The sequence below is a fragment of the Longimicrobiaceae bacterium genome (assembly GCA_035936415.1).
Classification (GTDB): domain Bacteria; phylum Gemmatimonadota; class Gemmatimonadetes; order Longimicrobiales; family Longimicrobiaceae; genus JAFAYN01.
On record DASYWD010000406.1, the window covers coordinates 1 to 11,074 of the forward strand.

Genomic DNA, 11,074 nt, shown 5'->3' on the forward strand with positions numbered 1-11,074 from the left:
GAGCAGCGCCTTGGCCGCCCCCGCGAACCCCGCGACGTCGGTGTTGTCGCCGCACACCTGGCCCTCCTCCAGCCAGAAGCAGTTGCACGCCCCCGTGCGCTCCACCGCGCCGGTGCGGCGCTCCAGCAGCAGCGCGGAGGCCTCCTTGTGCGGCACCGTCACGTTCCCGGCGCCGCCCGCGCGCGCGATGCCGCGGAGGAGCCCCGGGAGCTCCCCGCTGCCGCACTGCAGCGCCACGTACACGGCGTCCACCCCCGCGGCGCGGAAGGCGGCGTTCTGGAGCGTGGGAGAAAGGGAGTGCGAGACCGGGCTGCCGAGGAGGGCGACCAGGCGGGTTGCCGCGGAGGGACCGGGAGTCACGGATGCAGGATGGGGGCGAGACGGTCGAAGACGGCCCTCACCAGGGGCTCCAGCTCGCGGAAGGTGGCCTCGTAGGCCTCCTCGTCGGCGCCGAACGGGTCGCGGACGGCCGCGCCCTCGCCCGGGCCGCCTCCGGCGAAGTCGCCCAGCAGCGCCACCTTCGCCCCCGCCCCGCCGCGCTCCAGGGCGTACACGTGCGAGGGAGACATCGCCAGCACCAGGTCCGCCCAGTCCACCATCCCGGGGGTGAGGGGGCGCGAGCGGTGCCCGGAAAGGTCCAGCCCGTGACGCTCCGCCACGGTGAGCGCGTGGCGGGAGGCGGGGTACCCCTCCTCTGCGGAGAGCCCCGCGGAGGCCACCTCCACGTGCTGCCATCCGCGCCGCTCCAGCTCGCGGCGCGCGAGGGCCGCGGCCAGGGGCGAGCGGCAGGTGTTCCCGGTGCAGACGAAGACCAGGTTGTAGGTCGTCGTGCGCGGGACTTCCGTTGCCGGTTGTTCGGTCATGGGAGCATCGGGGGCGGGTGGGCGGCTGCGTCCGCGGGGCGAGCCGGCCGGCGAAGCACCATCAATGCGGCAAGCGGCGGGCCAGCGCCTCCGCCACCGGGAGGTCGGCGGGTCTCGTCACCTTGAGGTTGTCGGGGGCGCCCTCCACCACCCGCACCGGGATCCCGTAGCGCTCGCAGAGGGCGGCGTCGTCCGTGGCGCGGACGCCCTCGGCGCGGGCGCGGCGGTGCGCCTCCAGGAGGACGGCGCGCGGAAAGCCCTGCGGCGTCTGCGCCTGCCAGAAGCGCGCGCGGTCGGGGGTCGCCGCCACGGTCCCGTCCTCCCGCACCTCCTTCAGCGTGTCCGTCACCGGGAGCGCCGCCAGAACCGCGCCGGAGCGGGCCCCCTCCAGCACCCGGTCGATCGTCTCCGCCGTGACGAAGGGACGCGCGCCGTCGTGCACCAGCACGACCTCCACGTCCTCGGCGGTGGCGGCCAGCCCGTTCCACACGGAATCGCCGCGCTCCTCGCCCCCCGCCACGACGGTGACGCCCAGCTCCGCGAGCCACGCTGGGGGGCTCGCGGCGTCGTCGGGCGGGAGGACGACGACCACGGCGCCGATGCCGGGGTGCCGGACGAACGCGCGCACCGCACGGAGAAGGATCGGCTCGCCGGCCACTTCCATGTACTGCTTGCGGACGGCGCCCCCCATCCGCCGCCCGGAGCCGCCCGCCACGACCACCGCCGCGGCGCGGGGCCCGGGCTCAGCCGAAGGCGGCGTCGAGGAGCGCACGGACGTCCTCCGTCTCCACCACCCGGATCCCCTTCGGGAGCTTGGCCGGCACGGCGCGGGGCGAGAGGTGCGCGGTCCGGAACCCCATCCGCGCCGCCTCCGCCAGCCGCCGCTCCACCTGCCCCACCGGCCGCACCTCCCCGCCCAGCCCCAGCTCGCCGATGAACACCGCGTCCGACGGGACCGGTCGGTCGTAGACGCTGGAGGCGAGCGCGACCGCCACCGCCGCGTCTCCCGCCGTCTCCGCCAGGCGGATCCCCCCCACCACGTTGAGGAACACGTCGAGCTGCCCAAAGGCGAGGCCGGCGCGCTTCTCCATCACCGCCAGGAGGAGGGCGAGGCGCTTGGGGTCGAAGCCGGTGCTCACCCGCTGCGGCGCCCCGTACGACGCCTTGGTGGCGAGGGCCTGGATCTCCACCAGGAGCGGCCGCGTCCCCTCCATGGTGGAGACCACCGCGGAGCCGGAGGTCCCGCGGGAGCGCTCGCCCATGAACAGCTCGGAGGGGTTGGCGACCGGGGCCAGCCCCTCCGCGGTCATGCGGAAGACGCCGATCTCGTCCACCCCGCCGAAGCGGTTCTTGGTAGCGCGCAGCACCCGGTTGTCCAGCCCGCCCGTGCCCTCGAAGTAGAGCACCGTGTCCACGATGTGCTCCAGCGTCTTGGGCCCGGCGATCCCCCCGCCCTTGGTGACGTGCCCCACCAGGAACACCGCGGTCCCGGTCTGCTTCGCGAAGCGCTGCAGCCGTGCCGCGCACTCGCGGACCTGTCCCACGTTCCCGGGCGCTCCCTCCAGGTCGGGGGTGTAGACCGTCTGGATGGAGTCCACCAGGAGCACGTCTGGGGCGCTCTCCGCCGCGCGGAGGAGCACCGTCTCCAGCTCCGTCTCGGCGAGGAGGCTCACCTCGCCCGCGGAGCCCTCCAGCCGGTCGGCGCGGAGGCGCACCTGGAGCGCGGACTCCTCGCCGGAGACGTAGAGCGTGCGCCGCCCCTCGGCCTCCAGCCGGGCCGCCACCTGCAGGAGGATCGTGGACTTCCCGATCCCCGGCTCGCCGCCCACGAGCACCACCGACCCCGGCACGATCCCCCCGCCCAGCACGAAGTCGAACTCGCCCAGCCCCGTGGTCCAGCGCTTCCCCTCCGTCCCCTCCACCTCGCGCAGGCGCAGCGGCGCCGCGCTCCCGCCCCCGCGCGCCGCGGACACCGGCCCTCCGGACGCCCGCCGCGCGCCCTTCGCCGCGGGCGCGTGCGGCGCCTCCACCAGCGTGTTCCACTCCCGGCAGCCGGGGCACTGCCCCTGCCACCGCGCCGTCTCGTTCCCGCACTCCGTGCAGAAGAACGCCGTCTTCGTCTTCGCCATCTCGCTCACTCTCCCGGTGCAGGATCAGGTGTTTTCATACACCGGAGAGCGCCGCGCGTGCGCGGAAAACGGACGGCCGAATGGGCGCGGAATCACTCCGGCGGCGGCCCGTCCATCCGCCCGGAGAAGTTCTCGAAGCGCGTGAACTCCTTGAGGAACATCAGCGGCACCATGCCGACCGCGCCGTTGCGCTGCTTGCCGATGATGACCTCGGCGCGCCCTTCCAGGGAGTTGCCGTCCTTGTCCACCGGCCCGTAGTAGTACTCCGGCCGGTACAGGAACATGATGACGTCCGCGTCCTGCTCGATGGCGCCCGATTCACGAAGGTCCGACATCATCGGCCGCTTGTCCGGGCGCGACTCCACGGCGCGGGAAAGCTGCGAGAGCGCCACCACCGGGAGCTCCAGCTCCTTGGCGAGCGCCTTCAGGCTCCGGGAGATCTCCGACACCTCCTGCTGGCGGTTCTCCACGTTCCCGCCGCTCGTCATGAGCTGGAGGTAGTCCACGATGATCATCGCCAGGTCCGGCCGGTCGGACTTGAGGCGCCGCGCCTTGGCGCGCATCTCCAGCACCGAGATCCCCGCCGTGTCGTCGATGTAGATCGGCGCCGTGTTGAGGTACCCCGCCGCCGTCGCCAGCCGCCCGTAGTCGTCGTCGGAGAGCCGCCCGCGCCGGAGCCGCCCCGCGTCCACCCGCGCCTCGGCGCAGAGGACTCGCTGCACCAGCGACTCCTTGCTCATTTCCAGCGAGAAGAAGGCGACCGGCTTCTGGGCCGCAATGGCCGCGTGCTGGGCGATGTTCAGCGTGAACGCGGTGTTGTGGACGTAGACGTCGTTGGCGACGAAGTTGTGCGTCTCCGGGATCGTCAGGTCGTAGACCTGCTTGCGGCCCATTGGCTCGATGGAGACGATCTCGTCCCAGTAGACGTCGCTCTCCGCCAGGTCACGAAGCTCCCCGTCGTCCAGCGCGTCGGCGAACGCCAGCATCCGGGCGCGAGAGATGGCCCGCTTGCCCACGTGTACGTTGGACGCACCGCGGATCCCGGCCCGGCGCGCGAGCGAGGCCCACGACTCGGCGCCCTTCGCGGCGGCGATCCGCTCCCAGGCTTCCACCGGGATCAGGTCCCGGTTGGTCTGGTACCGCTTCCGTTCCACCGCCTCCACCACCCGCTGGAGCGCCGCTTCCTTGCCGAAGATGCCGATCTCGGCGGCGAAGGCGCGGATCGACCGTGCGTCCGTCACATCCAGCTGCCAGGCGGTGCGGCGCCCGTCGCGGTACTTCACCGAGCGTCGGCGGAGCGAGGCGATGACGCCGAAGCGCAGCAGCAGGTGCTGGACGTCGCGGGCCAGCCGCTCGCTGACCGTCGAATAGCCGATCTGCGCCTGTCCGCTCGCCAGGAGCGTCGCCCAGCCGTCGGTGGCAAAGAGGCGGTTCAGGAAGAGCGCGACCTGCCCGCGCGGGAGACGGAAGACGGGCGAGGGGACCCGCTTGGCGGCCGCGCCCTTGCCCCACAGGCCCAGCTCGTCCAGCCAGACGGTCAGCGCGTTGCGCTCGCTCTTCCGGAACGCCTCGACGCCGCCGGGCGCTAGCGCTTCCGGCTCGACCGCCAGCGCTTCGCACAGGGCGCCGAAGCGCTCCGCGCCGGGTACGCTGGCGCCGGACGACCAGTGGGACACCGACGCGGGGGTCACGCCCGCGGCGAGCGCCACCTGGCGCGCGGACCGTCCCGAGCCGGCGAGCGCGGTCTCCAGCCGGCCGGCGAACGCCGCCCGCTCCGACCGGGTGAACTCCGCGTCCCGCCGCACGTACACGGTCGGCACGCGCGTCCCGCGCGAATCGTCCTCGCGCGTGGAGACCCCCCCGAACGCCGCGACCGCCTCCGCGAACTCCGCCCGGAGGCAGGCATCCGCGCTGGTGAACTCCGGCGTGGAGTCGGTCAGGCAGCCGTCGCCGATCAGGTAGGCGAGCAGCTTGACCTCGCACTCGCGCATCGGCTCCCCGCCGAAGACGTCGATCCGGCGCGGGACCGCGATGCGCACCCCCACCGACAGCTCCTCCAGCCGCTTCCACCCCCCGACGGTGAGGAACGGGTGCGGCGCCGTCGCTTCCACGGTACGGCCCAGGCGCGTGGTGACGCGGAAGACGGGCTTCTGGCCGTCGTCCACGAAGGCGCTCGGCTCGGTGATGCGGAGCTTCAGCCGCTCGTCCAGCGTGAGCAGCCGGGCCGCGCGCCGGCGGTACACCTCCTCGATGGCGGCGAGGCTCCCGTCCTCCAGCACGATCTCCGAGTCGTGCGCCAGGCACTTCCCCATCGACGGCCTGGCCGCCACGATGATCAGGTCGCCGGACTGGAAGCCGGCGGTCATCTCGTCCAGGTCGTGGAAGCCGGTGGGGACGCCGGTGATGGAGGAGTTGTTGTTCTGGAGCTGCTCGATCTTCTCGAAGGTCGGCCAGAGGATCTCCTTGATCCAGACGAACCCCTTCCGCTCGTGCGTCTGGGCGATCTGGAAGATCTTCTGCTCCGCCCGGTCCAGGACCTCCTCGATCTCCCCCTGGTTGGCGAAGGTCTCCTGGATGATGGCGGTGGCCGCCTCGATCAGGCGCCGCAGGATCGCCTTCTCACGGACGATCCGGCAGTGGTACTCGATGTTGGCCGCGGTGGGGACGGCGTCCAGCAGCTGGGCGACGTAGGCCATCCCGCCCACCGCCTCCAGGTCGCCGCTGTTCTTCAGCTCCTCGGAAAGCGTGATCGCGTCGATCACCTCCCCCCGCTCCCACAGGCGCACCATCGACCGGTAGAGGCGGCGGTTCCCCTCCCGGTAGAACATGGTGTCGTCGATGGTCTCGATCGCCTTGACGATCGCCTCCGCGTCGATGAGCATCCCCCCCAGCACGGACATCTCCGCCTCGGCGGAGTACGGGGGGGCACGGTCGGCGAAGGCGCCCGGCGCGGGGGGCGCCACCCTGGCGAGGGCGGGGATGGACTGCATGGGGACTCCTGGGGCTGCGGTCCTGCTCTACGACGAAGGGCCGGGTGGCCCGGGATGCGTTCAGACGCGGTCCAGCACGGCGCGGAGCCGCTGGAGGTCCTCCCACGTAGGGCGGACCCAGGCGGAGGAGCGAAGCAGCGCCGCCGGGTGGTACGTCGCCACCAGCGGCACGCCGCGGAAGTCGTGGACCCGCCCCCGCAGCTTCCCGACGGGGGTGGTGGTCCCCAGGAGCGTCTGCGCGGCGAAGGCCCCGAAGGCGGCGACCACGCGCGGCTTCACCAGCTCCACCTGCCGGAGGAGGTAGGGCGAGCACGCCTCCACCTCGTCCGCCTGCGGGTTGCGGTTCCCCGGCGGGCGGCACTTGAGCACGTTGCAGACGTAGACCTCCTCGCGGGAGAGCCCAACGGACGCCAGGAGCACCGTGAGGAGCTGCCCCGCCCTTCCCACGAAAGGACGGCCGGTGCGGTCCTCCTCCGCGCCCGGCGCCTCCCCCACCACCAGCACGTCCGCGTCCGGGCTCCCTTCCCCGAACACCACGTGACCGCGGGTCTCGGCGAGCCGGCAGCGGGGGCACCCCAGCGCCACCTCGCGCAGCGCGTCCAGCGTGGGAAGGCGAAGGAGCTCCTCCGCGGCGGCTCCGACGGCCGGCGCGTCCGGCGACGGCCGCATGGCGGGCTCCCCCACGGCCGGACGCGCAGGGGGGGCCGCCGGCGCCTGCGGGGCCCGCGCGTAGAGGGCGCGCAGCTCCGCGGCCCCCAGCCCGTCGAGCACCACCTCCGTCTCGCCGAGCTCGGCGCGCTGCCGGAGGTAGGCCTGCAGCAGCTCCCGCGCGTCGCCGCTCATCGCGCCCGCCCCGCCAGGATCGCTTCCACGCGGTCCAGGATCTGGTCCGCCACCTCACCCTTGTGCATCAGCGGCAGCGGCTCGTCGGCCCCGCCGGGGAGGAGGAAGGTGACGCGGTTGGTCTCCACCTCGAAGCCGGCGCCGGGCTCGGTGGCATCGTTCAGCACCAGCAGGTCGAGCCCCTTCCCCTCCAGCTTGCGGCGCCCGTTGCGCACCGGATCGGTCGTCTCCAGCGCGAAGCCCACCACCACGCACCCCTCCGGCCGCAGGTCGCGGGTGGAGGCGAGGACGTCGGGCGTGCGCTCCAGGCGGATCTCCGGCGCGCCCCCCTCTCCTTTCTTGATCTTCTCCGCCGCGGGGGCGGCGGGGCGGAAGTCCGCCACCGCGGCGGCCATCACCAGCGCGTCGGCGCCCGGGAGCGCCCCGGCGACTGCCTCGTGCATCTCCTCCGCCGTCTCCACGCGGCGCAGCTCCACCCCCTCGGGGGGCGCGAGGTGCGTGGGGCCGGAGACCAGCACCACCTCCGCCCCGCGCCGCCACGCCGCCGCCGCGAGCTCGTACCCCATGCGGCCCGAAGAGCGGTTCCCCACGTACCGCACCGGGTCGACCGGCTCGCGCGTGGGGCCCGCGGTCACCACGACGCGCCGCCCGGCCAGCGGGGTGCGGCCCTCCAGCGCGCGGCCCACGTGGGCGACCACCTGCTCGGGCTCGATCAGGCGCCCCGGACCCTCCCCCTCCCCCCAGGCGAGCGGCCCCACCGCCGGGCCGGCGATGCGGTAGCCGATCTCCGCCAGGTGGCGGAGGTTCGCCTGCGTCTGGGGGTGGGCGTACATCCGGTCGTTCATCGCCGGGCAGAGGACGACGGGCGCCTCCGTGGCCAGGAGGATGGAGGTGAGCAGGTCGTCCGCCATCCCGGCTGCGGCGCGGGCGAGGAAGCCGGCCGTGGCGGGGGCGACGACCACCGCCCCGGCGTCGCGCGCCAGGCGGATGTGCGCGAGGGGGTCCCCCTCGACGTAGGGCGTGGTGTGCGACGGCCGCCCGGTGACGGCCTCGAAGGAGAGGGGGCGGACGAACTCCAGGGCGTTCCCGGTGAACACCACGTCCACCGCGGCCCCCGCGAGGGTCAGCTCCCGCGCGACGGTGATCGCCTTGTACGCCGCGATGCCACCGGTGACCCCAAGGAGCACGCGGCGCCCCGCGAAGGGGCGCCGCTCGCGGCGCGCGTCGGCCATGCGGCTAACGGGAAACGGGAGAAGGGGCGGGATGCGGCCTCCCCCGCCGGGCGAGGGTGCGCGGCATCCCGGTCCTGCTAGAGAGCGTCGGGGCGGACGCGCTGGGTAAGGTGGAAATCCACCGTGCCGGCCGCGACTTCCTCCAGGGAGATCGTGGTCAGCTTCTCGCGCGGCTCCGTGCCGCTTACGGTGGGGTCCTCCATCATCTCGCCGCGCCGCAGCTCGTTCAGGTTGCGGGCGTACTTGGCGGCGACCAGGACGCCGAGGTACTTGCTGCCGGTGGTGCGCGCGGCGGCGCCGGGGGTGACTACCCTCATCTATCGCTCTCCTGCTCGGATGTTTCTGGTTGGCCCGCGGCGTCGGCCGCCAGCAAGGCGGCCACCTCGCCGCGGAGACGGGCGATCTCGTCCGCGAGCCCGGGGATCCGGGAGCCCCGGCGCGACTCGGCGGCGAGGATCGCCTCCACCGCGTCCACCGTGGCTTCCAGGTCCTCGTTGGTGATCACGTAGTCGAACTCCGACGCGGTCCCGATCTCGTCCCCCGCGTTGGACAGCCGGCGGCGCATGGCCTCGTGGTCCTCGCTCCCGCGCCCCAGGAGCCGGTCGGCGAGGACGCTCCCGGACGGGGGGAGGATGAAGATCAGGACCGCCTCCGGCACGCGCGACCGGACCTGCCGCGCGCCCTGCACGTCGATGTCCAGGACCAGGTACTTCCCCGCCTGCACCGCGCGGTCCAGGTTGGCGAGCGGGGTGCCGTACAGGTTCCCGTGCACCCGGGCCCACTCCACCAGCTCCCCCTCGTACACCATCCGGAGGAACTCCTCCTCCGGGACGAACCAGTAGTCGCGCCCATCCTCCTCGTAGTGCCGCGGCGCGCGGGTCGTGGCGGAGACCGAAAAGGCGATGTCGTCGCGGCGCGCCCCCAGCATCCTCGCGATGGTGGTCTTCCCGCCCCCCGACGGCGCGGAAAGGATCACCGGGAAGGTGCGGCTCGCGGGGCCGCGGCGCCCCTGCGTCACTCGACGTTCTCCACCTGCTCGCGCAGCCGCTCGATCTCGTCCTTGATGGCGACCACCCCGTGCGCGATCGCCGCGTCGTTGGCCTTGGAGCCGATGGTGTTCGCCTCGCGGTGCATCTCCTGCACCAGGAAGGCGAGGCGCTTCCCCACCGGCTCCGCCGACTCCGACGCGAGCAGGTCGCGGAAGAGCGCCAGGTGCGAGTCGAAGCGGACTAGCTCCTCGTTGACGTCCCAGCGCTCCGCCAGGTAGGCGACCTCCTGCGCCAGCCGGTCCTCGTCCACCCCCACCCCGCCGGCCAGCTCCCGCACCGCCTCGCGCAGCCGGTCGCGCTCGGCGAGGAGCCGCTGCGGGGCGCGCTCGCGGATCGCGGCCAGCGCCGCCTCCATCGCGGCCAGGCGCTCCTCCAGGTCGGCGTGCAGCCGGCGCCCCTCGTCCTCCCGCATCCTCACGTTGGCGCGGGCCGCATCCTCCACGGCGGCGCGGAGGTCGTCCACGGAGACCTCCACCTCCGGCTCCTCGGGCGCGTCGCGGACCAGGATGTCGTTGTACCGCGCCAGGAGGTCCAGCGAGGGCGCGCCGGGGACGCCGAAGTGGTCGCCGAGCTGGCGGAAGGCGGCCAGGTACGCGGCGACCCGCTCCTCGTCCAGCCGGACGCTCCCCGGCGCGGCGCCCTCGCGGTCGATCCGCACCGTGCAGCTCGCGTGGCCGCGCGAGATCGCCGTCCGCAGCCACTCCCGCAGGTCGCCCTCCCAGCGCGCCAGCGCGGAAGGAATGCGGAAGGTGGTGTGGAAGTACCGGTGGTTGACCGTCCTCACCTCCACCCGGAGCCGCCCCGCGGGGACCGCCCGCTCCGCGTCTCCGTACCCCGTCATGCTCCGAATCATCACCCCTCCGTGCAGGCTCCGAAGTTACCCGGGGCGCCGGGACAAGTCAACGTGCCGGGGCCCCCGCTCAGTTGCGGAAGTGCCACCGGATGCCGTACACGGCGCGGGCGCCGGGGAGCGGGTTCCCCGGGAGGTCGGCCGCGCCGCGAAGGTCGAACAGGTTCTCCACCAGCAGGAACGCCCGCACGTCGATCACCCGGATCTGCACGAACGCGTTCAACAGCGTGTAGGGCGTGCTGGAGAGCGGCGGCGGAACCACGTCGCGCCTGTCGCGCGGCTGCGGGACCAGCGCGGAGCCGCGCCGCACCACCTCCAGGCGGATGGTGGGCTCCAGGTTCCCGGTGTAGAACAGGTCGTGGAACTCCAGCGCCGCGCGCCCTTCCTCTTCGGGGAGGTAGGGGCGCCCGCCGGTGTCCGCCCAGCGGATGTACCACCCGTCCAGCCGCAGCCAGGGCCGGAAGAGGGGGAGGGAGACGTACGACTCGATCCCGGTGGACGCCTCCGCGGCCGTGGCCCGCCCCAGCACGTCGTCCAGCCGCAGCCCGAACGGCGCGGCGAGGTCCGCGTCCAGCCGCACCAGCGACGCGCCCGCGATCGCTCCCGGGCGGCTCCACCGGGCCCCGGCGCGAACGCCGGAGAGGGTGGGCGCCACCGTCTCGAAGAGCGGGAAGGTGTCCGCCTGCAGGCGCAGGGGGATCTGCCTGACGAACGTCACCACCGAGTCGCCGGTGAGCACCCCCACCCCGCGCGTCCCCGCCGCCACCGAGCCGAAGAGCGACAGGCCGGTGGCGGGACCCACCCGCACGCTCGCCTGCAGCTCCGTCCGGGCCTCCCCGCCCACCGTGGAGGTTCGTGCGCTCCCCTGCGCCTCCAGGAAGGCCGTCGGCTGGAGCCCGGCGCGCACCGCGAGCTCGGACGTGGGGACGGGGAAGGCGTCGCCCTCCTCGACGCGGCGCAGCCGCGCGGTCCCCTCCAGCCACCCGAAGCCGCCCCGCAGCAGCGCGCGGAGCGCGGCCTGGTCGGCCTCCATGCGCGCCGGGAAGCGGTCCGCGTCGGCGGGGGCGCGCCAGTTGCGGCCGGCCATGGCGTCCACAGTCAGCCCCGCCGCGGGGGCG

At 73.9% G+C, this 11,074-nt stretch carries 11 protein-coding genes; all 11 read right to left on the minus strand.

Annotation, left to right across the window (positions count from 1 at the left end; translation table 11 throughout):
* Nucleotides 1-360, minus strand: a 360-nt coding sequence (locus VGR37_16515; protein ID HEV2149011.1) for a hypothetical protein, incomplete at its 3' end; no start/stop codon positions are given.
* Complete coding sequence (locus VGR37_16520; protein HEV2149012.1) at nucleotides 357-863, minus strand: low molecular weight protein arginine phosphatase; 507 nt, start codon at nucleotides 861-863, stop codon at nucleotides 357-359. The genes VGR37_16515 and VGR37_16520, both read right to left, overlap by 4 nt.
* A gap of 61 nt (nucleotides 864-924) precedes the next feature.
* The gene (ispD, locus tag VGR37_16525; protein HEV2149013.1) at nucleotides 925-1,635 is read right to left on the minus strand and encodes a 2-C-methyl-D-erythritol 4-phosphate cytidylyltransferase; all 711 of its coding nucleotides are present in this window, start codon (nucleotides 1,633-1,635) and stop codon (nucleotides 925-927) included.
* The gene (gene radA, locus VGR37_16530; GenBank protein HEV2149014.1) at nucleotides 1,607-2,992 is read right to left on the minus strand and encodes a DNA repair protein RadA; all 1,386 of its coding nucleotides are present in this window, start codon (nucleotides 2,990-2,992) and stop codon (nucleotides 1,607-1,609) included. Before radA ends, ispD begins: the two co-directional genes overlap by 29 nt.
* A 92-nt stretch (nucleotides 2,993-3,084) precedes the next feature.
* The gene (gene dnaB, locus VGR37_16535; protein HEV2149015.1) at nucleotides 3,085-5,982 is read right to left on the minus strand and encodes a replicative DNA helicase; all 2,898 of its coding nucleotides are present in this window, start codon (nucleotides 5,980-5,982) and stop codon (nucleotides 3,085-3,087) included.
* Between the two features lie 60 nt (nucleotides 5,983-6,042).
* Nucleotides 6,043-6,825, minus strand: coding sequence for a uracil-DNA glycosylase (locus VGR37_16540; protein HEV2149016.1), 783 nt, complete (start codon nucleotides 6,823-6,825; stop codon nucleotides 6,043-6,045).
* On the minus strand, nucleotides 6,822-8,057 hold the full coding sequence (coaBC, locus tag VGR37_16545) for a bifunctional phosphopantothenoylcysteine decarboxylase/phosphopantothenate--cysteine ligase CoaBC (GenBank protein ID HEV2149017.1): 1,236 nt from the start codon (nucleotides 8,055-8,057) through the stop codon (nucleotides 6,822-6,824). The genes VGR37_16540 and coaBC overlap by 4 nt, the downstream gene beginning before the upstream one ends.
* A gap of 77 nt (nucleotides 8,058-8,134) precedes the next feature.
* Complete coding sequence (rpoZ, locus tag VGR37_16550; protein ID HEV2149018.1) at nucleotides 8,135-8,374, minus strand: DNA-directed RNA polymerase subunit omega; 240 nt, start codon at nucleotides 8,372-8,374, stop codon at nucleotides 8,135-8,137.
* The gene (gene gmk, locus VGR37_16555) at nucleotides 8,371-9,075 is read right to left on the minus strand and encodes a guanylate kinase (protein HEV2149019.1); all 705 of its coding nucleotides are present in this window, start codon (nucleotides 9,073-9,075) and stop codon (nucleotides 8,371-8,373) included. Before gmk ends, rpoZ begins: the two co-directional genes overlap by 4 nt.
* Nucleotides 9,072-9,959: a YicC/YloC family endoribonuclease gene (locus VGR37_16560; GenBank protein ID HEV2149020.1), complete on the minus strand. Its 888-nt coding sequence runs from the start codon at nucleotides 9,957-9,959 to the stop codon at nucleotides 9,072-9,074. Before VGR37_16560 ends, gmk begins: the two co-directional genes overlap by 4 nt.
* Before the next feature lie 67 nt (nucleotides 9,960-10,026).
* Nucleotides 10,027-11,074, minus strand: a 1,048-nt coding sequence (locus VGR37_16565) for a hypothetical protein (GenBank protein ID HEV2149021.1), incomplete at its 5' end; no start/stop codon positions are given.